This window comes from Methanoregula sp., assembly GCF_049518935.1.
Taxonomy (GTDB): Archaea; Halobacteriota; Methanomicrobia; order Methanomicrobiales; family Methanospirillaceae; genus Methanoregula.
Map to the genome: position 1 here is coordinate 16,701 of NZ_JBEKRH010000008.1, position 25,009 is coordinate 41,709.

General features: G+C 50.1%; 21 protein-coding genes, 1 tRNA gene and 1 other RNA gene. 15 read left to right on the forward strand and 8 right to left on the reverse strand.

Annotation, left to right across the window (positions count from 1 at the left end):
- Positions 1-65 precede the first annotated feature (65 nt).
- The 3 genes from arcS to ABSE13_RS06920 are packed head-to-tail and all read right to left on the reverse strand — an operon-like array spanning position 66 to position 3,762.
- Positions 66-1,697: an archaeosine synthase subunit alpha gene (gene arcS, locus ABSE13_RS06910; protein WP_424027779.1), complete on the reverse strand. Its 1,632-nt coding sequence runs from the start codon at positions 1,695-1,697 to the stop codon at positions 66-68.
- Positions 1,684-3,138: a tRNA guanosine(15) transglycosylase TgtA gene (tgtA, locus tag ABSE13_RS06915; RefSeq protein WP_424027780.1), complete on the reverse strand. Its 1,455-nt coding sequence runs from the start codon at positions 3,136-3,138 to the stop codon at positions 1,684-1,686. Before tgtA ends, arcS begins: the two co-directional genes overlap by 14 nt.
- Positions 3,139-3,198: 60 nt before the next feature.
- The gene (locus tag ABSE13_RS06920; protein ID WP_424027781.1) at positions 3,199-3,762 is read right to left on the reverse strand and encodes a TIGR00296 family protein; all 564 of its coding nucleotides are present in this window, start codon (positions 3,760-3,762) and stop codon (positions 3,199-3,201) included.
- Between the two features lie 149 nt (positions 3,763-3,911).
- Between ABSE13_RS06920 and rnpB the strand changes: the two genes are divergently transcribed.
- An RNA gene (gene rnpB, locus ABSE13_RS06925) (RNase P RNA component) lies at positions 3,912-4,129 on the forward strand.
- Positions 4,130-4,355: 226 nt separating this feature from the next.
- Positions 4,356-5,366: a hypothetical protein gene (locus ABSE13_RS06930; protein WP_424027782.1), complete on the forward strand. Its 1,011-nt coding sequence runs from the start codon at positions 4,356-4,358 to the stop codon at positions 5,364-5,366.
- A 14-nt stretch (positions 5,367-5,380) separates the two neighbouring features.
- Here ABSE13_RS06930 and ABSE13_RS06935 read toward each other — a convergent pair whose 3' ends face one another.
- Entirely contained in the window at positions 5,381-6,811 is a 1,431-nt protein-coding gene (locus ABSE13_RS06935) for an aldehyde dehydrogenase family protein (protein ID WP_424027783.1), read from the reverse strand.
- Positions 6,812-6,961: 150 nt separating this feature from the next.
- Between ABSE13_RS06935 and ABSE13_RS06940 the strand changes: the two genes are divergently transcribed.
- Positions 6,962-7,426 (forward strand): thioredoxin family protein, encoded by a 465-nt coding sequence (locus ABSE13_RS06940; protein ID WP_424027784.1) that lies wholly within the window; start codon positions 6,962-6,964, stop codon positions 7,424-7,426.
- 19 nt (positions 7,427-7,445) lie between these two features.
- On the opposite strand, the gene ABSE13_RS06945 is transcribed toward ABSE13_RS06940, so the two are convergent.
- Positions 7,446-8,663, reverse strand: coding sequence for an NAD(P)-dependent malic enzyme (locus ABSE13_RS06945; protein ID WP_424027785.1), 1,218 nt, complete (start codon positions 8,661-8,663; stop codon positions 7,446-7,448).
- Positions 8,664-8,925: 262 nt separating this feature from the next.
- On the opposite strand from ABSE13_RS06945, the gene ABSE13_RS06950 reads away from it, so the two are divergent.
- The 3 genes from ABSE13_RS06950 to ABSE13_RS06960 are packed head-to-tail and all read left to right on the forward strand — an operon-like array spanning position 8,926 to position 11,704.
- The gene (locus tag ABSE13_RS06950) at positions 8,926-9,444 is read left to right on the forward strand and encodes a tryptophan transporter (protein WP_424027862.1); all 519 of its coding nucleotides are present in this window, start codon (positions 8,926-8,928) and stop codon (positions 9,442-9,444) included.
- Positions 9,445-9,446: 2 nt separating this feature from the next.
- Positions 9,447-10,904 carry an ABC transporter ATP-binding protein gene (locus ABSE13_RS06955; RefSeq protein WP_424027786.1) on the forward strand — a complete coding sequence of 486 codons (1,458 nt, stop codon included), beginning with the start codon at positions 9,447-9,449 and terminating at the stop codon, positions 10,902-10,904.
- A complete protein-coding gene (locus ABSE13_RS06960) occupies positions 10,904-11,704 on the forward strand; it encodes an energy-coupling factor transporter transmembrane component T family protein (protein ID WP_424027787.1) in 801 nt (266 codons plus the stop codon). Before ABSE13_RS06955 ends, ABSE13_RS06960 begins: the two co-directional genes overlap by 1 nt.
- Positions 11,705-11,870: 166 nt before the next feature.
- On the opposite strand, the gene ABSE13_RS06965 is transcribed toward ABSE13_RS06960, so the two are convergent.
- The 3 genes from ABSE13_RS06965 to ABSE13_RS06975 form a co-directional block, all read right to left on the reverse strand.
- A tRNA-Arg gene (locus ABSE13_RS06965) sits at positions 11,871-11,942 on the reverse strand.
- Positions 11,943-12,035: 93 nt separating this feature from the next.
- A complete protein-coding gene (locus ABSE13_RS06970; protein WP_424027788.1) occupies positions 12,036-12,818 on the reverse strand; it encodes a hypothetical protein in 783 nt (260 codons plus the stop codon).
- Between the two features lie 406 nt (positions 12,819-13,224).
- A complete protein-coding gene (locus ABSE13_RS06975) occupies positions 13,225-14,133 on the reverse strand; it encodes a PAS domain S-box protein (RefSeq protein ID WP_424027789.1) in 909 nt (302 codons plus the stop codon).
- Positions 14,134-14,271: 138 nt separating this feature from the next.
- On the opposite strand from ABSE13_RS06975, the gene ABSE13_RS06980 reads away from it, so the two are divergent.
- The 9 genes from ABSE13_RS06980 (at position 14,272) to cbiQ (ending at position 25,007) form a co-directional block, all read left to right on the forward strand.
- Entirely contained in the window at positions 14,272-14,424 is a 153-nt protein-coding gene (locus tag ABSE13_RS06980; RefSeq protein ID WP_424027790.1) for a hypothetical protein, read from the forward strand.
- A gap of 137 nt (positions 14,425-14,561) precedes the next feature.
- Entirely contained in the window at positions 14,562-15,950 is a 1,389-nt protein-coding gene (locus ABSE13_RS06985; RefSeq protein ID WP_424027791.1) for a COG1361 S-layer family protein, read from the forward strand.
- A gap of 46 nt (positions 15,951-15,996) precedes the next feature.
- Entirely contained in the window at positions 15,997-18,333 is a 2,337-nt protein-coding gene (locus ABSE13_RS06990) for an efflux RND transporter permease subunit (protein WP_424027792.1), read from the forward strand.
- Positions 18,334-18,342: 9 nt separating this feature from the next.
- Positions 18,343-19,638, forward strand: a complete 1,296-nt coding sequence (locus ABSE13_RS06995) for a COG1361 S-layer family protein (protein WP_424027793.1) — start codon at positions 18,343-18,345, stop codon at positions 19,636-19,638.
- Positions 19,639-19,687: 49 nt separating this feature from the next.
- On the forward strand, positions 19,688-20,989 hold the full coding sequence (locus tag ABSE13_RS07000; protein WP_424027794.1) for a COG1361 S-layer family protein: 1,302 nt from the start codon (positions 19,688-19,690) through the stop codon (positions 20,987-20,989).
- A gap of 354 nt (positions 20,990-21,343) precedes the next feature.
- Positions 21,344-22,639, forward strand: a complete 1,296-nt coding sequence (locus tag ABSE13_RS07005) for a COG1361 S-layer family protein (protein WP_424027795.1) — start codon at positions 21,344-21,346, stop codon at positions 22,637-22,639.
- A 502-nt stretch (positions 22,640-23,141) separates the two neighbouring features.
- Positions 23,142-23,837 carry an energy-coupling factor ABC transporter permease gene (locus ABSE13_RS07010; RefSeq protein WP_424027796.1) on the forward strand — a complete coding sequence of 232 codons (696 nt, stop codon included), beginning with the start codon at positions 23,142-23,144 and terminating at the stop codon, positions 23,835-23,837.
- Positions 23,834-24,160 (forward strand): energy-coupling factor ABC transporter substrate-binding protein, encoded by a 327-nt coding sequence (locus ABSE13_RS07015; protein WP_424027797.1) that lies wholly within the window; start codon positions 23,834-23,836, stop codon positions 24,158-24,160. The genes ABSE13_RS07010 and ABSE13_RS07015 overlap by 4 nt, the downstream gene beginning before the upstream one ends.
- Before the next feature lie 52 nt (positions 24,161-24,212).
- Positions 24,213-25,007 carry a cobalt ECF transporter T component CbiQ gene (cbiQ, locus tag ABSE13_RS07020; protein WP_424027798.1) on the forward strand — a complete coding sequence of 265 codons (795 nt, stop codon included), beginning with the start codon at positions 24,213-24,215 and terminating at the stop codon, positions 25,005-25,007.
- The last annotated feature ends 2 nt before the right edge of the window (positions 25,008-25,009 follow it).

Here is a 25,009-nt window from a genome sequence, read left to right on the forward strand (position 1 = left end):
CTTTTTCGATACGGAACAACCTTTTCACTCCATGGATGATCTGCAATGTATCGTACTTGTTGAACCTACACCTTTTTTATCTTACGCACCCTGACGGCCACCCCGCGCTTCGATCGGGGGATATCTTCAGAGGGCAGCGCAGCCCGGCCGGTGCCGAGCGCACGCGCTCCGACAACGAGCACCTCATCGCCGTCCCGTATATCGGGATCGGTTTTTGTCACACCCGGCACCAGCACATCACCTTCCGGTATGAAATCGTCGATCCAGACCCGGTACCCTTCCGGTATCATCTTCCATCCATCGAATGTCGGGCGGAGCATGCCCGTTCCTGTGTCGATAGAAAAGAGCTGCGTATTTCCTTTGCTGTAAAAGAGCTCAGGGTAATGACCGCGCAGCGTGGTCCCTTTGGTGTCAACATCCACGTTGAACTGGTAGGAGATCATGCCATGGAGCCGGTCATCTTTTATCTTCCGTTCGCCCGCAAGCGAATCATCGAGAGCATTCAGTGATGCCGGGCTTACCGGGTTCCCGGTGCAGGAATATTCGAGTGTGATACCGCAGGCTTCGGCTGCCTGCCGGGCCACCTTCAGGGCTCCGCCTTCGAGATGGGCGATTATCCGCCGGTACTGGTGGCGCCGGAAGTAGCGTTCGAGTACCCCGGCAATGATCGCGCATTCTTCTGCATCCCAGTAACCGGTGACCGGAACATCGTAATGGCCGGCCGGGTAGATGGTCTCCAGTTCCCGCGGGACAAGACCAAGCGGGGAGGTAACGATCAGTTCGTGGGCCCGGCTCCCGACAGCCATCTGGAATTTACGGTGGCTCTGGGAGAGGGAGTACGGTTTCCGTGCCGAACAGGGAAGGAGCACTGCCACATCGCAGCGGGGCGGGATATACCGGCCCACAACCCGATCCGCAAATCTCCGCACTTCCACGCGCTGCATGGACTCGCCGGAGTTCGCCCGCATGATGCCGTTCCTTGCTATCGGCTGCTGCACTTCCATGAAAGCATACTTGTTGTCAAGATGGCGCATGATTGCTACCTGGGGTGCATCCATCCGGCACCGGGACTCGACCAGTTCACGGAGCTGCGCCTGTTCGATAAACCGGGTGACAAGGGCAATCTCCTGCCGGAGTGCCTGCCGGTTGTGCTCTTTGAGATTACCATCACGGCACCCTGCACAACCACACATGCCGGTCGCCATCACCTCCTTGGGGAAATCGCCTTCCGGCGTGCAGAACCGGCCCTGCGCGGTCATGAGATCCACGGCAACGTAATCGAACAGGTCAAACCCGGAATAGCAGAGGATTGCAGCTGTTGACGGGAGGGCAGCGGCAGGAGCATACCATGCCGTGTCGGCTGGTGTCTTCTCCTTGAGTTCAACCAGCCAGTCCACGTAGTTCCTGGGATTAGCATAAGCCGTATGCCATCCGGCAACCATTACGCAGTCACCGCTCTGTGCGGAATTATCGAGCCGTGGATGGATGGTAATCGGCTGACCGGTATTTGCCGGGGGAAACTGCAGCACGAGAGCTGCGGGTGCAGACAGGGGAATGTTGGTATATTTTTCTTCCCGGAGTGCGGGGAAAAGTTCTTCGCAATCGGCGGACGCAGGTAATTTCAGTGTTGTCGCTCCGTTCTCGAAAAGACCGGTACGGGCAAGGCCGTCCCGCTTCCGTATGTTATAGCGGGGCATGCCAGATCTCCATAGTGGCGAGTTCCTTCCGGACAACCGGCTCCCAGCGATGACTACAGGAGAGCACGATCCGGCTGTCAGGATGGCTATCAGCAAGAGATTTTATTCCCACACATCCCTGTCGCACCATATCCTCGTCCCACTCGGGGATTTCGCACGGTCCGATGGGAAATGTCTCTCTCAGTTCAGCCGGGTACGGGCCGAAAGGCGGTTTGAAGTGCAGGATATCATCAAATCCCTCTGCCCGGCTGCCGTCAAAAGATACAAGTACATTTTTTCCCAGATTAAGGCGTGAGAGCTGGCGCTGGTACCGCAGGACCTCGGTGCGCCGGCAACTCTCGCTGCCCCGGTAAAAGAACCGTCGTTTCGATACCCGGTCATGGGCTTCGAGTGCAGGAACATGACCGAGCAGGGCCCGGTAACCGGCAAGGAGCTGGGGGTGGCCGCGGCAGCGTTCGTCCACCAGTTCCCAGAGCGTGCCATCCGCGATTGCCTGCCGGATCCGTGCGATCTCCGCAAGGGTCACGTGGAGGTTGTGGAGAGCAAGCAGGCGCTCGCGATCGTTTGCTGTCCGGAGCTCTTCGGCCGTATGCGAACGGCAGACCGCACAGGCACAGGGAAGATCGGCAAGTTCCCCGATACGGTAACTGCCGTGCGAGGTGAGGTACCGGCCATCCTTTGCATAAAGAGCATAGGCTGCCGAGTCAAAGAGATCGCACCCCATCGCGGTGGCAAGGGCAAACATGGCCGGGTGACCGGCACCGAAAAGATGGACGCATGCGGATGGTGCGAGGGTTCGTTTTGCGGCCATAACGACGCTGACAAGATCCCGGTACCGGTATGATTCCATGAGTGGGACTACTGCACCCACCGGGCAGAACGAGAACCCGAGATCGCTCACCTCGCGGCCTGCCCGCTCCCGGAGATCTTCAAAGATACCTCCCTGGACAGGACCCGCGATTGGTGCATCGCTGCCGAACACATCCCGGGCTTCTTTGAGACGCTGCATGGTGACAGCGAGTTCCCGTTCCGTGGTCTCGCGGTCAGATGCGGGGGATGTCGGGATGTCGAGCGGAACCCATATATCACTCCCGATATCGCGCTGGAATGAGAGTGTCTCGGTATTAGTGATCGAGACCTGGCCATAGACCGAGAGCTGGAACGAGCCGGAGTCAGTCATGATCACGCCGTCAAAATCCAGGAGTTTGTGGAGCCCTTCCGCCAGCGCCAGTTCGCGGTACTGCTGGCTCTGGGAGAAGATGTAGGCATTTGTTATGAGCGCCTCGACGCCCATCTGCCTGAGTTCCTTTGGGGTGACCAGCTGGAGATGGGGGTTGATGACCGGGAGCAGCGCGGGTGTCCTGACCGTCTTTTTTCCGATTGTCAGCTTTCCTGCGCGTCCCGCACAATCACTGTCCAGACTTTCAAATGCAATTGCCATGGCGCACCGTATGTGCCCTTAAATAAGCTCTCTTCAGGTTAAACGGTTGCCCTCAGCGCATCAGGCCTTCTCGGAAAAGATCTGGCCCTCGAAAGTGAGAAATTCCACAGATTCGTTCTTCCAGCAGTGGTCCGGGAGGCCGGCTTTCATGCAGGTGTGTTCAAGAAATGTCGTGGCGTCCCAGCTGTATTCCGTGGCAACCTGGGGGAGCAGCAGGCCGCTGGTGCCCATGCCCCGGACGATCAACCCATGACGCCCGACCACAATCTTATGGGGGCGCTCTGACGGCTTGGCTTCCAGGGGAACCGGGACGGTCAGGATCGTGACCTCAAGGGAGATATCCCCCAGTTCCTCTTTTTTTACCGGGGGAAACCGGGGATCTTCCAGCGCAGCGGCGGCAGCGGCATGCTCGATTGCCTCCCCGAGAGGCATGACCGGATACGGGAGTCCTATGCAGCCACGCAACTCCCCGTGCTTGCTGATCGTGACAAACACCCCCCGTTTGTCCCGGAAAACCGGCGTCAGCTTCTGTACGGGTTTTGGTTTTTTAGCACAGACATGATCGATCGTGCCGCGTGCAGAGCGGACGGCCAGGTTTCCTTCATCAGCGGTGAGTAAATCCATGGTGTTCCCCCATGCTTGTGATGGTCTATAGTCCATCTTGGATAACAATCTATCGGATTTTTCAGATATTACGTAGTTTATTGCGCAGAATGGTAGTGTTCCGGTCTTCCGGCGCTGTGCTTATCTTCTTCAAAGTCGTATAATTACAGGAGAGGGAGAGAGCGGCCGACGGTGACTTCAGTGTCGCTGAGGAAAGTCCCCCCACCCACCGGTCACGCAGCCGTACGCAAGTACGGGTGGCGAGAGTCACGGCAATGGCACAGAAACGACCAAGTCAGAACAGGACATATGGATCGTCCGGTATCCGTCCGGGTTTGACGCATAGCTGAATGCCGCTAAAACAAAAGGAGGCTTACTCCTCCCACTCACTTCTTCTTATGGTTTTAGCGCACGAAAATCTTTTTCGATTTGGTTGTTTGTTTTCCGGATAGGAATTCAGATACCTGAAATCCCGGTAATGTTATCAGTTTGAATGGATATGTTGCCGGAACGTGCACCCAAAGGGATACATCTATCAGATACTCGCGGAAAACGTGGTACAAAAGATGGGAGGTTTTTGCATGTTTCATGCAGGTTTCTTTAAAATCCGGAAAATGATTCTTCTTACGCTCTGTATCAGTCTTCTCCTTGTAGCGGCACCGTCACAGGCGCTCGATCTGATGCCCGGGACGTCCCAGTCTTCCGTACCGGTGATCTCTAACGGAGATCCCGTAACAATTCATGGTATTGCCACCGGCCATCCCCGGAATGGGCTTATGGTCTGGGTTATCGGGTACAATTACCTTACCATTTCCAATATCCAGGTCAATGATGACAATACCTACAGTTATGAAATGAAATCCGCCGATACTGCAAATCTCGCATCCGGCCAGTATCTGGTGATCGTCCAGCACCCGATGATGAACGGTCAGTTTGACATAACCTACGACTCCTCGACCGGCAACGTAATTAACCGTCAGCTCGGCAATGGTATGGCAATATTCCAGCTCGGAAAGGCCGGAAGTCTCCAGAGCCCGGATGCGGCATCAGCCCTCATGAGCGCCATCAACAGCCAGAATATCGATGATACTTTTGCTACATCCTCATTTTCTGTCAGTCCTCCGGATGCATTTATCAACCCGATTGGCGACCATGCAGTAGGGGATAAATTTACCATTACCGGATCCACAAATCTTGCCGCCGGGGACAATCTCCAGGTGGATGTGTATTCGTCATCGTTCACACCTACCGGAAAGAACCAGGACAGTACGTTTTCCGGTGCGAGCGGAGTTGTCCAGGTTCAGCAAGGAACCAATGGGCATAACTTCTGGTCGTTTGATGTGGACGCGACGGGATTCAAACCCGATGAATATATCGTCATGGTGAAGGGCATTACCCAGGATGTCAGCGGGTCTGCCACGTTCAATATAGTGGAAACGCTCCCGACAACAGCGCCCGTGCTTTCAGTCATCCCGACAACAACCGCAATACCCTCGCAGACGGTGACTACCCTCCCGGTTTCTGCTATACCCACGACAAAAAAATCAGCGTTGCCAGCAGGTATCTGCATTGGGGCGACTGCCACAGCATTTATCGTACTGCTGATAAAAAAAGAAAATACCTGAAGTTTTATTTTTATTTACCAGCCAAGGAACAGCGTCTTTGTCTCCGAATACTGGTCAAGCGCATGGTGCCCGTTCTCCCGGCCGATTCCGCTCTCGTTTGTGCCCCCGAACGGAACTTCCGGCGGTACCGTAAGATGCCGGTTCACCCATATAATGCCCGCCCTGATCTCATCAAAAGCCCGCCGGGTTGTGGCGAGGTTTGAGGTCCAGATCGATGCACCGAGGCCAAATCGCGTGTTGTTTGCCTCGCGGATTGCGGTCTCAAGATCCGGCACGGTCATAACCGGGAGCACCGGGCCGAAGAGTTCGTCCGTGACAAGCCGGCTTCCCGGGACAACATCGGTTACCAGCGTCGGCTGATAGAAATAGCCCTGCTTATAGGTACCTTCCTGCAAGGTACACCCGCCTGTCAGGATAGTACCGTTATTCTTATCCCGGGTCTCATCGAGCATTCCCGCGATCTGTTCGCGCTGAATGGCGTTGTTCATCGGACCCATATCGATCGCCGGCATAAGGCCATTCCCGATACGCAGGGATTCGACCCGCTCCTTCATCTTCCTGATAAACGGTTCTGCAATACTCTCGTGGAGATACAGCCGTTTTACCGCAGTACAGGTCTGGCCTGCATTGTAAAACCTGCCCCTGACAGCGCCATCGACAGCCTTGTCGATATCCGCATCGTTCATCACAATCATCGGATCTGATCCCCCAAGCTCCAGCGTGATTACCTTGAGACCCTGATGTGCAAGGTCCCGGATCCGCAGGCCCGTAGTGACATTTCCGGTAAAGGAGATCTTCCGGACCGAAGGATGTTTTACGAGTGGCTCCCCGACAGATTCCCCGCTTCCTGTTACAATATTGAGGACTCCCGGAAGGAGCCCGGATTCGTCGAGAATTTTTCCAAGCCGGAGATTGGTAAGAGGGGTGGTGGAGGCAGGTTTGAGAACGAGGGTATTGCCCGCGAGGAGTGCAGGACCAACTTTCCATCCCATGATAAGTACAGGCATATTCCATGGAATGATTGCACCGCAGACCCCCAGGGGTTCGCGGGTCACCAGGCAATCGCCGGCCGCACCGAGACGAATCATCTCACCCTGCTGCTGTGCTGAGATCCCGGCATAAAATTCCAGGATGTTGGCAAATCCCCGTACTTCGTCAATGGCCTCGGCAAGGGGCTTGCCTTGTTCCGTTGTGAGAAGTGCGGCCAGATCTGTATGCTGCTTTCGTACGTTCTCCGCAGCATGGAAAAGGATCATGCCCCGGTCGCGCGGGGTTTTCTTCTTCCATGCCCTGAATGCAGTTTCGGCTGCATCCACTGCCCGTGCAACATCATCCGCGGATCCTGCCGGGATCCGATCGATCACCTCGCCCGTTGCCGGGTTTTTTACCTCAGTCCAGGCGTCATCAAGGGATGGAGATTCTTTTCCTCCGATTCTCATCAGCATCGTATTGTCACCCTTTTCGATCTCTTTGACTGTTCGGAACCATTATTTTCCGGACATAAAATTTACTGGTTAGTATCTTTATTCAGTTCCCCTATTTTACAACAAACTATATGGTCATATACCATAAAGTGAGCCTCTAGGGAATTCTCTATGATGGAAGATCCACAAAAAAACGGGAAGATACCCGCTGCTCCGGAGCCTGTTGTCACTCCGGTAATCCCGCAAAACGATGATCTGCTCATTGAGACTGATGAGCTTACATGGGAAAATACCGTGGAAAAATCCAAAAAACCCGTTGCCGTCATGTTCTACTCACCGACCTGTGCCTTCTGTCACCAGATGGAGCCGTATTTCAGAAGTTATGCCGGAGAGTATCAAGATTCAGTTATTTTTGTCCGCATCAATATCCTGACAAGCATGTGGACTGCAGAGCGGTATGGAGTTAAAAGCACTCCCACGTTCAAATTTTTCTGCAACGGGAAACCCGTCCATGAAATGGTTGGCGCAATATACCCTGCGATCCTGAAGAAGATGATCGACGAAGTTCTCATCCATGGCAAGGAATGTGCAAAGAACTCCACCCTGATCGATTACGATATTACCGGGTACGGATAGTTGTTCGGGAATTGCCCCGTTAGTCAACGCTGCGGCTGCAGCCACAGCTGATTGCCGCTTTTGTCACGGCTTTTGCGACAACTTTTGTGACGGTCTTGTCAAGGATGTTGGGCATTATACAATCGCTCTTTGGCTTTGGGACACAACCGGCGATCGCATGGGCTGCTGCAATCTTCATTTCATCCGTAATCCGCGTGGCCCGGGCATCGAGTGCCCCCCGGAATATTCCGGGAAATGCGAGGACATTGTTGATCTGGTTGGGAAAATCGCTCCTTCCGGTACCGACAACCATCGCCCCTGCATGCAGTGCTGCATCGGGCCAGATCTCCGGGACCGGATTCGCCATGGCAAATACGATGGCCTTTTTATTCATCGATCTGACCATCTCTTCGGTTACAAGACCCGGTGCTGAAACACCAATTAATACATCCGCCCCAATCATTGCATCCGAGAGCGAACCGGCAAGGGCCGGCCTATTGGTCTCTTCAGCGATAATGAATTTGTACTTGTTTTTATACAATCCCTGCCGTTCGCGGAATATGGTTCCCTGCGTATCGCAGACAATGATCTCATTTACCCGGGTGCATACCCGGGGATCGTAACCGATACACTTGAGCAGCCGGGTGATGGCAAATCCTGCAGCTCCCGCACCGCAGATGACGATATTAAGATCAGCATATTTTTTCCCGGTGACTTTGCAGGCATTGAGCAGAGCGGCAAGGACAACCACAGCTGTCCCGTGCTGGTCATCGTGCATCACCGGTATACCAATATCCTGAAGGGCGTCCTCTACCTCAAAACATTTCGGGGCTGCGATATCCTCGAGATTGATGCCACCGAAGACCGGGGCGATATTTTTTACCTGGTCGACGAAGTCTGTCTCATAGTTCTCAAAACAGATCGGGAATGCATCCACACCGGCAAACTCCTTGAAGAGAATTGCTTTTCCCTCCATGACGGGAATTGCTGCATAGCCTCCGATATTTCCCAGGCCAAGGACGGCTGATCCATCCGTGACAATAGCGATCGTATTTGCTTTCAGGGTGTATTTGTACGCGAGATTCCGATCCCTTGCAATTTCCCGGCAGACTTCAGCAACACCCGGCGTATATGCCCGTGAAAGATCTGCCCTGGTCTTCAGTGGGATCTTGGAATGGATCTCCAGTTTTCCTTTATGCAGTGCATGGAGGGCAAGGGATTCCTTGTAGATCTCAATGCTGCCGGGTGAAAATACCATCCTGATCACTTCACATACGTCACAGTGAGGGGACAGGCAATGAAGTTAACGGTCGGTGTAAAGGATTCAGGGATGTCCTTACGGAGATCACTCCGGGATTATTGTGTAACTGATGATTCCTGCCGGAATGCTGTTCCCGAAAGGCAAATCTTAATAAATGAATGAACAAATGTATACATCAAGGTATAATTTGGTCACTACTGGGAATTTCTTGCAAATAATTTTCGGTAACCTGTAATCTCTGGATGTGCAAACCATGACCCTGAAATCAAAAGATATTGCTATTGTTGGAATCCTGCTCGCAATTGGTGCAATCCTCCGGTATTTCCTTGCGATGCTGCATACGCCCCTCACCCCGAACATGATCATCGCATTCTATTGTCTTGCGATCATCCTCATCGCACCGACAATGCTCGAGGCTGTGGGGATCGGCCTTGTTGCGGGAGTGTTGTCGATGCTGATTTCGGGATCGATATTTCCCCCGGCAAACCTGATCAGCGAACCTCTTGGGGCGCTGGTTTGCTTTGCGGTGTATGCCCTTATTAAAAACCGGTCAAAACTTGCGCCTACCGCAACGACCTTCCTTGTTACGCTGGTCAGTGGATTTTCCTTTGCTGCGATCGCACTCATTGCAGTAATGCCGACAATAGTCCAGAAATATCACACCCTGGATGCATTCATCATCGTATTTGTCCCCATCGTCGTCGTAACTGCGGTATTTAATGCCGTTATCGTCCAAATCCTCTACATACCTGCCAACCGGGTATTGTCACGAGGATAGTAATGATAGATCTCGAAAACGTCAGTTACACCTATCCCCATACCGTGCAGACCGCTCTGCACGATCTCTCTCTCTCTTTGCCGGAAGGAACCTGTATACTGGTTACCGGCCCGTCCGGAGCCGGAAAGACTACACTCTGCCTTGCTGCCGCCGGCATTCTTCACCATGAGTACGGTGGGAAAAAAGAGGGATCTGTCACGGTTGATGGAAAAAATGTATCCGAATATACCGGACTCTCGGCTCTTGCACAAAAGATCGGCATTGTTTTTGATGATCCTGAAGCGCAGATGATCTTCACCACGGTTGAAGAGGAGATCCTCTCGGCACTCGAGCACCGGGGACTGGAAGCAGCGGTCATTGAAGAACGTCTTGCATCGATCATGCAGGTTACCCACCTGTCAGAACTCCGCAACCGTTCGCCGCATAACCTTTCAGGGGGTCAGAAACAAAGAGTTGCCCTTGCTGCAACACTTGCGCTTGGCAATGATATCCTGATCCTTGATGAGCCGACTTCGGAACTGGATGAGCATGCTACCGGAAGAATTGTCTCGATACTGAAAAATCTCAAGGCACAGGGAAAAACAATTCTTCTTGTCGAACACAAGTTTTCGCATTTCAGGGAAATTGTCGATACTCTTGTTGTAATGGAAAACGGAAAGATCAGCGCGATGGGGACCCCGGCAGAAATATTTGCAGATGAACGACTGCGGAAGATCGTGCTTCCTGATTTTTCAGGAATTCGTGACCTGAAACCGATATCCGGCACCTCTGCTCTGTCACCGGTTGCCACTTCAGATCCGGTTATTTCCGTGCAAGATCTTTCATATTCCTATGGCGACATACTGGCAATTGACTCTCTGAACCTCTCAATTCATGCCGGTGAGTTTGTTGCAATAGTCGGTGAGAACGGATCCGGAAAGACCACCCTCGTCAAGCATTTCAACGGGCTCCTTGCACCTACCCATGGCAACGTGCTTATTGGCGGGAAAAATACCCGGCAAAGCACCATCACGGATCTTGCCCGTGATGTGGGCTTGGTATTCCAGAACCCCGATCATATGTTCTTTGCCGATACTGTCCGGGAAGAAGTCGAGTTCGGCCTGAAAAATATTGGATTTTCCGAGGGGAATTCTGTGATAGACAAAGCACTGGAAGATGTAGGGCTGACCCATACAAAAGATCTCTACCCCCGCTGGCTCTCCCGTGGCGAACGCCAGAGGCTCGCCATTGCCTGTGTTATCGCCATGAGGCCTCCTGCCATCGTCCTGGATGAACCCACTACCGGGCTCGATGGAATTGAAGCACGACTTGTCATGGAAATATTAAAGACGCTCCAACTGGCCGGACACACGATCATCGTCATCACTCATAACCGGGAAATTGCGCAGTATTGTGCAGACCGTGTTATCCTGATGGAGAAAGGAAGGATCATTTCCGATTCCGCTGGTGGTGCACGTTGATGGCTGAGATTCTCGCTTATGTCCATAAGGATGGTTTTTTTCACCGTCTGCACCCGGTAACCAAAATACTTTTCATTCTTGTCTTCGGAATGATGTCCATATTGTCAACGAATCTCGGGTTTCTTGCATTACTGGTAATTGTGATTCTCGTAATCTCCTATTGCGCAAACCTGGGTCCTGAAGTCCTGCACCAGTTCCGTCTTATCGCGATCATGAGTGTGATCCTCATCGGTATAACCATCATCACGATGCCTGGTGGTGATATCATTGGATACATTATCCCTTACGGGTCCCCTATCCTCGGAGGAAGTCTTCCGGTGACGACAGGTGCTGTCGAATTCGGGCTGGTCCTTACGCTCAGGTTCATGATCCTGATCTGTGCCTTCCAGCTTTTTGTCATCTCAACACAACCACGGGATATTGTTCATACTATGGACCGTATGAAAATTCCGATTGATTATTCACTCATGTTTCTTGTTGCCCTCAGATTTATCCCGACACTCCAGATTGAGGGTATTAGGATCCATGAAGCACAACTGGCGCGTGGATACAACCCCGGGACCGGGCTGATCGGAAAGATTCGTAGTGTTGCCCCGGTGGTTATCCCTCTCGTATCCAATGCATTATCCCGGGCAACCGTACTGGGACTGACAATAGATATCCGCGGCTACCGTACCGAAAAGCGAACCCGGTTGCGGGAATTCATTTTCCATGCGCGGGACTTCGGTGTGATAGTTGTGTTGGCGATCACAAGCTGCGTATATACGTTTCTTGTGCTGACACAGATCCTCGGATCGTGAATTTGCCTGACAATATCGGACACATTATTCCCATGCATATTAATCGAGAAAATCTTTTTCTCCAAATCCCGTTTTCACATTGATCCGGAATTACCGGATAAAAACCGTTATCACGTAAAAGATTCATGGGAAAATGTTCTCGGAGGTTCGAGATGATAAAACGAGACGCCCCGGCCGGGACTTGAACCCGGGTCAAAAGATCCGCAATCTTCTAGGATGTCCACTACCCCACCGGGACGCGTTTAATGCCTGCCTTACTTAAATTGCTTTTATCGCTTAAATATCTCACCGTTAAAAAAGGGATGTTATATCCTCGAAATAAAAATAAGAGTTATTCTTGGATAACTGATCCGGGTGTCCACGAAGGTGTCGTAGTTGCGGTTACCAAAGCAACTGCTGTGTTCGAACGAGGTGTTCCTTCCCAGTATGTGCAGGCATCAAAAGTCATATTATCGGGATCATCAAAATTGCCTTGCGGCTTTACCCAGAAGCTTACTGTTGCAGTAATCTTGTTGCCTTTCAACTCGATCAACATATCATCCGTATTTAATACTTTAAGTGTCCGGTCCAAGTACGTAGTATACTGAGGGCCGAAGCCGTCCTGAAGATAGATCTCCCCGGAGGTTTTGTTACGGACTGTGATCTCAAAATATGATTGAGGATCGTACGTGGAGAATTGGTAGGTCACATCCTCTTTTGATAAATATTGTGAAGTTGCCGCTTTGTTTACCGTAATATTCGTAGGGATAACTGTATAATTGATATACATCGGTGGATTTTTCAGGTCAAATGTGAATGCAGTTCCGTTATACATGAACGTCTGAGTAGTTGTTTTTATCAGGCAGCTTTTATCTGAAGGTGGGGGTGTCGGGGATACGAAGGTGGTAAATCCAAGTGTTGCAGTCTGGCATACACTTGAATCATGCGAGTTAATATACGGAGTAACTTCTGTTACATAGGAAGCACTCGTTGTATTCGTGGGTGTACCTCCATCGGGATTAAATGTGTAAGTCACTACGGCTGACGTATCTTTTGGCGGCGCAACACACCCAGTTGCCGCAATTATAAGGAGCAACGCGGTGCAACAGATCAGATACAGTTTTTTGTTTTTCATTAATCAGAGTACTGTTACTCCTAGTAATTAATGATTTCAAAACTTATAGAAAACAGGTGACCTCGTTTTAAAATTTTAAAAATCGTTATTAAGGTAATTATATTGTGCTATTATTGGAAAGTATCAAATTTTCGGAGTCTCTCTCAAAAAATTTAGGAGTTTATGAAAAACCGTGGAATTTTCCCGGATTTTTAGAAAAAATCGCCGTCCTCGTACATTTACAAGAATATTCTGGGGCATCTTGATATTTAAAAAGGGTTTTTCCCATATTCCCTCAACAGAATCCGGCAGATTGTAAATTTCGTGTTGTATTCATTAGTCATGCGATAAAACCCTGTTTAAAGAGGGTTCTTTTCTAATACTAGGTTCTGCTGACAAAGAATGCCCTGGAAGTACTGATTATCCTCTATTCAGGAATATCGGTTAACAGTAAAAAATATGATATCACCCCAGACTCATCGAATAATGTGAGACGACCGCTGACTTTACTTCTGATTCCTGAGGCACCTTCTACACGGAATGATATATCCGAAATTTTTTGCTTGTTCTCTTGACATTCCGAAAACTGTTTCCTGATGCAATCCCGGTCTTCCGGAATAATTCGTTCCATCAAATAGAAGAGTGGTATTCTCTGGCATGCGAGACCAAATAATTTTTCAATCTGCTTGTTTGCAAAGATAACATGCTCGTTTTTACAGATCAGAATTCCCTGATGGGGGCTATTGGATACAAGATTCAGAAGGGTGTTGTATTTAAGTTCCAGAAACACTGCATTTTTCTTGTCACTAATATCTTCCATCGAAACAGCAGTTCCTTTTGTGCCGTTACAGAAAACAATGGATATAGTTCTTATAAAATATGTTTTATGTATATCATTTTCTATAGTTATCTCGTGTTCAGAAATATCTGATTTAAGGCAGGATTGTATTGAATCCAGAATAGTTTGTGATGGAGATGGTGAAACGGAAAAATAAGAGAAATTTTTTCCCAGGATCGCCGCACGGGGGGTGTTCATGAGATCGAGAAAAAAATTGTTAACGTGGAGAATTCTGTTATCCTTATCAAGTAGGAGAATAAACTCATGAGAATAATTCATTAATAAATCCTGTGGGATTCTGCTGGCTACTGAAAAGACTTTGGCTTTCCCGAACGTTCGCATTTCAACTTGTCCGGAAACCTGTAATACTTCAAGATATCGTCCAACGGAATGTTTATTTTTTTGTATTGCACGCGCGATTTCCGTAATGCTCATACCGTGAGGAGAGTTTTTGAGAATTTCAAGTATTTTGAGAGTCTCGTTTTGAAAATTATCCATTCTTTAGAAATTAGGACTATTGTATAAATAGATTATGGTCATTTGTAACAATTATTTATTACAACTATATGTTACAATTAAAGTTAATCTACTACCTTTAAAATTAAATATTTGATTAGCTTTGATAATGGGGAAGTAATGTTGGACATTCTGAGAAACCCTTTTAATCTCAATCAATTGTGGGATATCGGACTTGATGCAACAATTGCAATCTTTGTTCTATTCGCTATGGGGCGTGAGTACAAAATCATCATGGAAACGATGATAGAGCTTGTGAAAAAGAATACATGATCTGAAAATGAGGCTTGAAAAAATTTTCATTACGATTATTTTTTTTGGTCAGGTTACGCAATAATGTAGAAAATGTGTTCTATTTAGGAACGTATAATCCCGCAGTTTAAATGTTTGAATTACAACCGAGGAACAACATGAGTGAAACAATCTGGAAACATGGAGAGAGAAAAAGATTGATACGCACCCGCGAAGGGCAGGAGATCCGTCTACCGGGTAGCATGAGGGGATACCTGTATGTATGCCTTGCCGTGGTAACCGTAATCCTGCTGGCCGTGCCGTCCCTAGCAGATGATTCCGGAAGCCGGTACATGACCGGAAGCCCGGAACTTTCAGCACACATATCCGGAACCAACGAGTTTTCACCCGGGGATGAAATCAACATACCAATCGCCATTGAAAACAGCGGGACTAACCAATACAAGATCGTCAAGTCCTCGATAATTAATCCCGGGGATCTTTCAAATACGGCCAAGCAGCTCAGCGTAAGCCTTGGAGCGGCCGATGCTCCTCTCCAGGTCAAATCTGATCCGCAGCTGGTGGGGGATCTCACCGGCAGTTCGGTTGTAACGGCCACGTTTCACATCACCATCAATCAGGATGCACCGTCAGGCACGTATAACCTGCCGGTCACGTTGAACTACACATATCTCTACACCGCCAACCAGTACGGTACCGATACGCTCATGTATACATATAAACCCATCAACCAGACCGTGACGATCCCGATAACCATCAAATCAGATGTCCAGATCACCGCGGTGTCGATCGATACGCAGGCTCTCAACGTGGGAAATGAAGGCTATGTCATCATCCATCTCAAGAATACCGGGTATGAGGATGGTCAGGATGCAGTGGTAATGATACAGCAGGTCGGCCAGAGCCCGCTCTCGCCCACAGAAGGGAACTTCTATATCGGGGATTACCCGGCCGGTGCAGTTGCAAACTGCACGTTCCGCCTCATGGTCTCAAGCGATGCCCAGCAGAAAACTTACCCGCTTGGCGTGGTGGTCAATTACAAGAACTCCAATGGCGTGTATGTTGATTCCGCAGCGGAGACCATTGGGGTGCCGGTCGGTGAAAAAATCCATTTCAATGTGACACCGGTCAAGGCCACCCTTTCGCCCGGAGCGAAATCCGTGATCACGGTCACGTTCCAGAACACCGGTGGCGCGACAGCGTATAATGCACAGGCGCGGATCAGCGCGGTCGACCCCTTCACCAGCAACGATGATACCGCGTTCCTCGGTACCATGGCCCCGGGCGATATCCGGCAGGCGTCCTATGAGGTCTCCCTTGATTCCGATGCAACGGTCAAGGAATACGGTCTTGATTCCGAGGTAATCTACCGGGATGCCCTCAATAACGAGATCACCTCCGACCCGCTCAAGGTCAACGTGCAGGTTGTGCCGGCCAGATCCTTTATCAATATGCTGGGCCTCCCCGTCCTGCTGGCGCTGATCGTTATCGGTATTCTTGGGATTCTAGGATACTTCGTCTATTCACGGCGGGTCAGGCAACAGTGAACTCCCGTTTTTTCCACGGTCGCGTTGCTTGTGAAAAAGGATTACTATGATCGATAAGGTCTTCAGTTCAATCGCACGGTTCGTAAACCACCGGCCCAGACTGGTAGTTGGCATCATCGGTCTGATCTTTATCATTGCCATTATTGGCATGACGATGATCACCATGCAGACCGGCAACGATACTTATATGGACAAGAATTCTCCGGAAGGTATCGTCAACAAACAGTATACCGAGACGTTCAACACGGATTCCATCATCCTGATCGTTGAGACAAGTGATCCGCTCAACCCGAACGTGCTCAATTATATCGACCGGCTCGAAGGCGATATCCGACAGCAGCAGCACATTGCCGGTGCAGCCAGTGTTGTCGATATCCTGAAAAGCGAGAACGGCGGGGTTCTGCCCCAGTCCAAAGGGGAGATCGATGCTCTCCTTAACAAGATCCCGCCCGCCACCCGCGCCACTGCGGTTCCCTCAAATGTCCTGACACTGGTGCAGGTAAACCTCGATAACGGCCTGACGAGTAATACCCAAACCATGGTATTGAATACGGTACAACAAATTGTCGACCATTCCGATCCACCGGCAGGCGTGACGGTAGAGGTGTCCGGTACTCCCGCATTCACTAAGCAGATGCAGGCAGAAATGAGCTCCTCCATGGGGGTGTTGATCGGTGGCGCAATGATCCTGATGATCATCGTCATGGGCCTGCTGTTCTCGTATGTCAGTCACCGTTTCCTGCCGGTTATATTTGTAGGCCTGGGTCTCACGACTGCTATCGGTCTCATGGGACTTGCCGGTATCCAACTCAACATGGCAGTGCTGGGGGCATTCCCCGTCATGATCGGCTTAGGGATCGACTATGCGATCCAGTTCCATGCACGACTTGATGAGGAGTCACGAAAAGGTTCACTTGACGATGCCGTGTTCATGACTATAACCCGGACCGGGCCTGCTGTAATGTATGCGATGCTTGCAACATCCCTTGGATTTTCCGCCATGTTCATCTCCACGGTCCCCATGATCCAGTCCTTTGGACTCGTGGCCATAATAGGTATCATGAGCTGTTACTGCATCTCGCTCGTAGGTATACCAGCGGTTGCCCACATCATCGGCTACAAACCCAAACAGCAGACTCCCGATGTCTGTTATGCGGTCGGCGAAGATGCCTGTGAGACGCTCCCGTTACCAAAGGCGAAGACATGGAATTATGGCCAGTTTCTCACTGATACCTCCGTCAAGATCGCAAAAAATCCGATCCCGATCCTCCTTATTGCAGCGCTCATTGCGGCGATCGGCTTCCAGCTCGATCCGTATATTCCCATTGAAGCGAACCAGAACAACTTTGTCCCAAGCGATATGCCGGCTTTGATCGAGATGAACAAGGTAACGAGTATCCTCGGGGCAACGAGTACAGCGGATTTCTACGTGGAAGGGGGACGGGTCACGGATCTCGATACGATACGCTGGCTCAAGGAGTTCCAGGATTATGAACTGGCCACCCACTCGGAACTTACCTCCGCAACCAGCATCGTCACCTACATCATGGACTATAACGGAGGGGTGATGCCACAGACCCAGAGCCAGCTCGATGCCGTACTTAAAAGAATTCCATCCTCGGTGAGAGACCAGTACATCAGCGGATCGATGCGGGGCGTTGTACACTTTGGAACGATCTCGCTCCAGATCCCCCAGGAGGAGGACCTCAAGAAAGAGATGGTCAATGATATCACATTCCTCCAACCCCCGCAGGGTATATCAGTTCAACCCATAGGAAACTTCGATATCATGACAGCGCTCATTGGAGGGTTGTCCTCATCAAAAGACGAGATGACCTATCTGGGTTTTGCCCTTATCTTCATCTTTCTGGTGCTGGTCTACCGGCATGTCCATGCGATCTCGCCCCTGTTTCCCATCATCCTTATTGTTGGGTGGAATTCGGTGGCGATGTACGTGATGGGCATCGCGTACTCGCCGCTGACCGCTACACTCGGATCGATGACCATTGGCGTAGCCGCTGAATACACCATCCTCGTGATGGAACGCTACTCCGAGGAAGAGGAACGGCTCCACGATCACATTGCCGCAATCCAGGAGAGTGTCAACAGGATTGGGACCGCTATCACCGTTTCCGGCCTTGCAACATTCTTTGGCTTCTCGGCCCTCTGCCTCTCCAATTTCCCCATCACCAGTAACTTCGGGGTCTCTACCCTTATTGCAGTCGGATTCTCCCTCTGCGGTGCCATCTTCATTATGCCTGCAGTGCTCTCCATCATGGGCAGTTTCACGGAATGGTGGGATACCAGAAAAGCGCACCCGGCAGCACATGATGATCCTCACCTCCCCCTTGGAATGGCAAACGAAAACACGAACCTACGGTAGGTAATTCAGATGAAACATTACACAGCATTGATTTTCCTGATCCTCATGGCAGCATTCTGTACGGTGCCGGTGATGGGAGTAGACCAATACGTCGGGGGAAGTCCCCAGATGACGGCGTACATATCCGGCGTCAATGAGTTTTCCCCGGGGCAGGACGCAACCATTTTGGTGGAGATCCAGAACGGCGGGACGAATGCGATGAAGTTTACCAGTCACGGCACGCTGCCTCAGGCAGACCTGCCGACGACCGCAAAGCTGGTAACGGCCGGACTCTCCGGAGACAATACCCCGATCATCATTAAGACCGACCCCCAGAACCTCGGCGATATCTACAGCCCGGGCATCGTCACCGCCACTTTTTCGGCAAAGATCACGTCAAATGCAACGCTGGGGGACTACCAGCTCCCGCTCACCCTCCACTGCAAGTATCTCTCAAACAGTAACAGTCCCCAGCCGTCCGCTGACACGCTCCAGTACCAGTATGACGATATGACTACGGTCATCCCGCTCACGATCAGGATCAAGCCGGAAGTCAAGATCGAGGTTCTCGATGTTGTCCCCGGAAACCTGATCGTGGGAACTGAAGGCTACGTCAACCTGACGATCAAAAATATCGGACCGGAGGACGGGAAGAGAGCGTCCGTTATCCTCCTCAGAAATGGCAACAGCGGCGTGATCCCCACTGACAGCAGTGTTTATATCGGGGATTTCCTGCAGAACCAGACGGTCAGCTGCCTGTACAAGGTCTCGGTCACGAACGATGCACAGCCACAGTCCTACTCAATTGATGTGATGGTCACCTACACAAACTCCGAAGGCGAGACGGTGAACTCCGTAATCGATACCGTAGGTGTACCTGTAGGAAGTAAACTCGGTTTTATGGTGATCTCCGCTCCGGCTTCTATTAACCCGGGACAATCTAAAATCATAGAGGTGGAATACAGGAACACAGGATCGATTACTGCATATCACGCGCTGGCCCGGCTGACGACCGTCAGCCCGCTTTCAAGCTCCGATACTATGGCATATCTCGGCGATATTGCCCCGGGTCAGAACGTCACTGCCCTGTATACGATCTCTGCCGACAGTATGGCGACCCCTGGTACATATAATCTCGATACCAATGTGAGATACCGCGATTCCCTCGATGACAGTCTCACATCCGATACTGTCAGTGCCCAGGTCGATGTCGTCGCGCCTACTCCCGGGAGGAGTCTGCTGCCAGTACTTGTAGTATCAGCCCTGATAGCGGCGATTCTTATCGGCGCAGGGTATTACGTATTGGTGATGAGGAGGAAGAGGTAATGACAGGGATGATGATGATTTTGGTAACAGATACACCGGGTGTGATGTGATGAGGTCAATCCAGACGCGTGCAACCCTCCTGATACTCATTATGGTCTGCATAGTTGCGCCGACAGTGCTTGCCGATACAAAATATATGGAAGGGAGTCCGAACCTGAGTGCGTATGTTTCAGGTTTAAATGAGTTTACGGCCGGCAGCGATATCACGATCCCGGTCGTAATAGAAAACTCCGGCCTCAACAAGTACGAGGAAGTAGCTCCAAATATCGTAGCCCGTGACGATCTTCCCAACACCGCAAAGTTTGTCACGGTAACCCTGTCTGCCGGAGATGCACCGATCAAGATAAAATCCGATCCCCAGATGATCGGTGACATCCAGGGCCAGACCACAGAAACGGTGGTCTTCTCGGCAACGGTCAATGCCGATGCCCCGGCCGGAACATATATGCTCCCGGTTGACATCAGCTACGCCACCCTGTCCTCGGTAGATGAGTACACTGCAGCGCCAATGTCCCAGAATCACTACACGCAGAACAACGTGACCCTCACGGTGCCGCTGGTCATAAAAGCGGAAGTGATTCCCCAGGTAATTTCGGTGATCCCGAATCATCTGATCGCCGGTGCTGACGGATATGTCAACCTCACGCTGAAAAATATCGGATCGCTGGACGGGGCAAAGGCAACTGTCACGATCCTTCAGGATGGCCAGAGCCCGATCGCTCCGGTCGATAGCAGTGTTTACATTGGTGATTTCCCGGTCGGCAGTACCGTGACCTGCCCGTTCAAGGTATTTGTCGACAAGACTGCAGTCAACAAATCCTACCCACTCAATGTGCTTGTTACCTACCAGAATAACGAAGGCAACTTTGTCAATTCACGGACCGAGACTGCTGGCGCGAGTGTAGGCAGCGAAGTGAATTTTGCGATCATCTCACCCACGATCACGATGAGTCCGGGCAGCAGCAAGACCATCCAAGTCGAATACAAAAATACCGGCGATTCAATGATCAAGAACGCCCAAGCCCTGATCAGCGTGGTCACGCCGTTCACGAGCTCTAACGCGGTGGCAGACCTCGGTGACATTGCCCCGGGACAGTCTGCTGTTGCCAGCTACCAGATCAGCGTGTCCGGCAATGCGGTGACCAAACTCTATGGCCTCGATTCCGAGATCCGGTACCGCGACGCTCTCGATGATACTTATATTTCCGACCCCATGAAGGTCTCGATCGATGTGGAAACTCTTACCGGTATTCAGGGTATTTTGTCCAACACAGTCATCCTCTCCATCATCGTCGCTGCTTTGATTGGTATCATCTATGCAATCTGGTACTTTAGGAAAAAGCAGAGATGAGCGGCGCTCAAGAGAGGCCAATAACGGTGTACCGTATAGGATGCTTTCGCTTGAAGAGTGCAATGCGCTCATCAACTTCATATTTGCTCCGTGTCGTCGCGGCCGTGCCCCTTGGCTATAGTATGGAGGAATCAAGGACCCCCAGTCATTGTAAATTGTTTTTAAGCATATTTGTTGACAATGTGTCATTTTAATAGTGTACCATGAGTGACCCGCGGGGTCTTTACCCAGATTGCTCCTGAATTATTTTTATCATGAATAAGGAAAATAGGAAATCCCTGAAAAATACATGTAGATCTAATCACCATTAAATACACAAGCCAAAATTACTAAGTATCTATGGAGAAATAACTGATGACAAGCATCGGAAGACTGACCTGTATAATTCTGATTTTCTGTGCATTCATGATAGTGCCTTCTATGGCAGGATCTAAATTCATGTCCGGAAGCCCGGAATTATCTGCATATATTTCAGGTACTAATGAATTCAATCCTGGTGATGATGTACAGTTACCTGTTGTTATCGAAAACACAGGACTCAACGAATTTGAATATGACCAACCAGGAATTATCAGTCGTGACGATCTGCCAAATACAGCAAAATTTTTAACCGTTACACTTTTACCCGGTGATGCCCCCATGGTAGTCAAATCAGATCCCCAGATGGTGGGAGATCTCGATGGTGGAAGCAGTGTGAATGCGGTTTTCACTACAAAAATAAATTCAGATGCCGCTGGCGGAACCTACCTTGTACCTGTCATACTAAATTATACTTACCTGTATACTGCTGATCAATATGGTGTTGACCTCATCCATTATACCTATAAAACCCAGAACCTCATCCTCAATATACCCGTTAAAATCAAGTCAGATGTATCAATCAATGTTCTTTCCGCCACATCCGATCATCTGAATGTGGGTACTGAAGGCTATATTGATATGCAGATCAAGAATATCGGATCCGAAAATGGTACAAAATCCATTGTGAAAATATTGCAGAGCGGCAACAGCCCGATCCTTCCCACAGACAGTAGTGTATATATCGGGGATTTCCCCTCAGGAAGCACAGCCAGCTGCCGGTACAAGGTATTTGTTTCGAGCGATGCGCAAAATCAGACTTATCCGGTTGATGTTGTAGTTATTTACCAGAACGACGAAGGCGATTTTGTCACGTCCCGCAGCGACACCGTTGGTATACCTGTGGGTGGAAAAATTGATTTCGATATCATTTCCCCGGCAGCAGAGATGAATCCCGGGAATAAACAAGTCATCAACGTTGAATACAAGAACACAGGCGATACTACGGTTTATAGTGCACAGGCCAGAATAAGTGCCGTGGACCCATTCACCAGCGACGATGATATTGCCTATATCGGGGACCTCCAGCCGGGCGAGTCAAGAACGGTCTCTTATATAATGACCGTGGACAAGTCAGCAACCATAAAAGAATATGGTCTGGATTCCGTGATCCTGTATAAGGATGCTCTTGATAATATATACACTTCGGATACCATGCAGGTAAAGGTGGATGTAACTGAACCCGTAGCACTTAACGCCATACTCACTAATCCCGTCTATCTGCTCATCGTTATTGCAGCGATAATCGGAATCCTGTATCTGGTGTTTCGTTACCGCAAGAAAAATAAATAATTCTTGAATGAGGGTTTTATTCCCACATTCTTGTTTTCTCTAAAAAAGATCTTCCGGTAAAATTACTTTGTTGAATCCCTCTATTTACTTGGTAAAATTCTAAAGATTACTTGGTAACGAAATATGATAAATGAGATTTTTACATAGCCAGTTTTTCGATCACCAGCTATTTCAGTATCAATACATTAATTGCGGTCGGTTTCTCCCTTGTGGGAGTCATCTTCACTATACCAGCAGTGCTTTCCGTTGTCGGTAAATTCAATGAATGGCTTGAAGAGAGAAAGTACCAGATATTTCCTGAACCCGCCAAGATGGAACTCTTTTTTAGGTTTGCTTTGTAGCAGTACCTATAGTCTTTTTGCGAATCTGGTAATAATTGTGTCTTGTACCAGTACTTTTGTAACGGGGGGAGAATCTATAAATATCGACGTGTTCTACAAATTATACAATAAAATTAGAGTTAAAGCAAGTATCCTTTAATTACTTTATTTCTGGTGATACAATGCACATAATGGAAGGATTTCTACCCCCGCAGTGGTGCGTCTTCTGGTACCTTGTATCGGCACCGTTCATTATCTACGGGGTTTACCGGTTGAACCGCCAGGTTAAGGAAAACCGTGAAACACTCTCACTGCTCGCAGTATCAGGAGCCTTTATCTTCCTTCTCTCCTCACTGAAAATGCCATCGCCTGTTGCGGGAAGTTGTTCCCATCCCACGGGCACCGGGCTTTCGACTGTCCTGTTTGGCCCGATCACCACTTGTGTTCTCAGTCTGATCGTGCTGATCTTCCAGGCGCTGTTCTTGGCCCATGGGGGGATCACCACACTCGGTGCCAATGTCTTCTCTATGGGAATTGCGGGACCGCTTCTCGGGTATGCTGTATACCGGCTGGGAAGAGCGGTACATCTGAACATATTTGTCAATATATTTCTCGTCACAGCAGTCGCGGACCTCTTCACCTATGTTGTCACGGCAATCGAGCTCGCCGCTGCAATCCCGTTGAATGGGGGGTTCATGTTCTCATTTGAAACATTCTTTGCAATCTACGCAGTAACGCAGGTCCCCCTTGCGATCCTTGAAGGCGTCCTTATTGCGCTCGTGTTCAAATACATTGTCCAGAGCCGGTCCGATATTCTCGTCAAACTCAAAGTGCTTACACCGGAGCAGGTGACAAAAATCATGGAGAGTTTCTCATGAACTTCAAGGTTGTCATTAAGTACAAACTTGAGATCATCTTTGCGGTCGTAGTCGTGGTCTTTGCGGCGGCCTTCCTTATCCAGAATGCCAATATCCAAGCAACCGCCAGACCCGGGCAGGAAACCTGGCAGGGATCAGATGATATGGGCAGCGCTGCGATTGAAGCCACAGGATATACTCCCTGGATATCCCCTATCTGGACGCCCCCCAGTACAGAAGTCGAGTCCCTGCTCTTCAGCATCCAGTCAGGCCTCGGAGCACTGGTGATCGGATACTTCTTCGGGTATTACCGGGGCAAACGGGAATGTCCAAAATCTTCATAACCCACCTCTTTAATTTACTGACGTTCGTGACATTTGAGGGTGTGTATCCACTATGACATTTATGGAAGAGAATCTGGATTACTATGCCCAGGCAAATGGCTTACGGGACGTTAACAGTTATCTCAAACTTATCCTTGGCATGGGAGCAATACTGATCTGTGTAGCATCCCCGGGGCTGCTGGCCCCCCTTTTCATTCTCGTTACCCTCTCTGCAATTACGCTCGTGTTCGCAAAGATCCCGGTGCGGGTTTACAGCGAACTTTTGCTCATACCGGCAACATTTGCGGGTCTCTCAGTAATCGTGATACTGTTTTTAAGCGGTGGGGGTCAGCCGCTCCTGACATTTTCCATCGCTGACTTCCCGCTGACCGTCACGACCGGCTCCGCAAATCTTGCGCTCCTTGAACTTGTCCGGACCTTTGGCGGGATGTGCGGGCTCTTTTTTATTGCCCTGACAACACCTATGGTAGAGATCTTTTCTGCAATGCACACGTTGCGCGTTCCTCCCGTCCTGATCGATCTTTCCATGCTGATCTATCATTTTATCTTCGTTTTTATCGGCCAGGCCATCGCGATCCACAATGCCCAGACCATCCGGCAGGGGTATACTTCATTCCGGCGATCTCTTGATTCAATGGCAATGCTCGGCGCGATGCTCTTCATCCGGGCATGGAAGGAGGCAGAAGACCTGATCATAGCTATGGACTCCCGGTGCTATGACGGCAAACTGGAATTGCCAGGGCGCCAGAACCCCCCGAAACCGGTCGCAATCGCGTCCACCGCATTGTATCTGGGACTTTGTATCTCCGTGGCAATCATGACCAGCACGATAGTGCCTTTCAGGTGAAC

Bases quoted from the DNA above. Each gene is read 5' to 3' on its own strand.
- arcS (WP_424027779.1), bottom strand. From the start codon at position 1,697: ATGCCCCGCTATAACATACGGAAGCGGGACGGCCTTGCCCGTACCGGT.
- tgtA (WP_424027780.1), bottom strand. From the start codon at position 3,138: ATGGCAATTGCATTTGAAAGTCTGGACAGTGATTGTGCGGGACGCGCA.
- ABSE13_RS06920 (WP_424027781.1), bottom strand. From the start codon at position 3,762: ATGGATTTACTCACCGCTGATGAAGGAAACCTGGCCGTCCGCTCTGCA.
- ABSE13_RS06930 (WP_424027782.1), top strand. From the start codon at position 4,356: ATGATTCTTCTTACGCTCTGTATCAGTCTTCTCCTTGTAGCGGCACCG.
- ABSE13_RS06935 (WP_424027783.1), bottom strand. From the start codon at position 6,811: ATGCTGATGAGAATCGGAGGAAAAGAATCTCCATCCCTTGATGACGCC.
- ABSE13_RS06940 (WP_424027784.1), top strand. From the start codon at position 6,962: ATGATGGAAGATCCACAAAAAAACGGGAAGATACCCGCTGCTCCGGAG.
- ABSE13_RS06945 (WP_424027785.1), bottom strand. From the start codon at position 8,663: ATGGTATTTTCACCCGGCAGCATTGAGATCTACAAGGAATCCCTTGCC.
- ABSE13_RS06955 (WP_424027786.1), top strand. From the start codon at position 9,447: ATGATAGATCTCGAAAACGTCAGTTACACCTATCCCCATACCGTGCAG.
- ABSE13_RS06960 (WP_424027787.1), top strand. From the start codon at position 10,904: ATGGCTGAGATTCTCGCTTATGTCCATAAGGATGGTTTTTTTCACCGT.
- ABSE13_RS06970 (WP_424027788.1), bottom strand. From the start codon at position 12,818: ATGAAAAACAAAAAACTGTATCTGATCTGTTGCACCGCGTTGCTCCTT.
- ABSE13_RS06975 (WP_424027789.1), bottom strand. From the start codon at position 14,133: ATGGATAATTTTCAAAACGAGACTCTCAAAATACTTGAAATTCTCAAA.
- ABSE13_RS06980 (WP_424027790.1), top strand. From the start codon at position 14,272: ATGTTGGACATTCTGAGAAACCCTTTTAATCTCAATCAATTGTGGGAT.
- ABSE13_RS06985 (WP_424027791.1), top strand. From the start codon at position 14,562: ATGAGTGAAACAATCTGGAAACATGGAGAGAGAAAAAGATTGATACGC.
- ABSE13_RS06990 (WP_424027792.1), top strand. From the start codon at position 15,997: ATGATCGATAAGGTCTTCAGTTCAATCGCACGGTTCGTAAACCACCGG.
- ABSE13_RS06995 (WP_424027793.1), top strand. From the start codon at position 18,343: ATGAAACATTACACAGCATTGATTTTCCTGATCCTCATGGCAGCATTC.
- ABSE13_RS07000 (WP_424027794.1), top strand. From the start codon at position 19,688: ATGAGGTCAATCCAGACGCGTGCAACCCTCCTGATACTCATTATGGTC.
- ABSE13_RS07005 (WP_424027795.1), top strand. From the start codon at position 21,344: ATGACAAGCATCGGAAGACTGACCTGTATAATTCTGATTTTCTGTGCA.
- ABSE13_RS07010 (WP_424027796.1), top strand. From the start codon at position 23,142: ATGCACATAATGGAAGGATTTCTACCCCCGCAGTGGTGCGTCTTCTGG.
- ABSE13_RS07015 (WP_424027797.1), top strand. From the start codon at position 23,834: ATGAACTTCAAGGTTGTCATTAAGTACAAACTTGAGATCATCTTTGCG.
- cbiQ (WP_424027798.1), top strand. From the start codon at position 24,213: ATGACATTTATGGAAGAGAATCTGGATTACTATGCCCAGGCAAATGGC.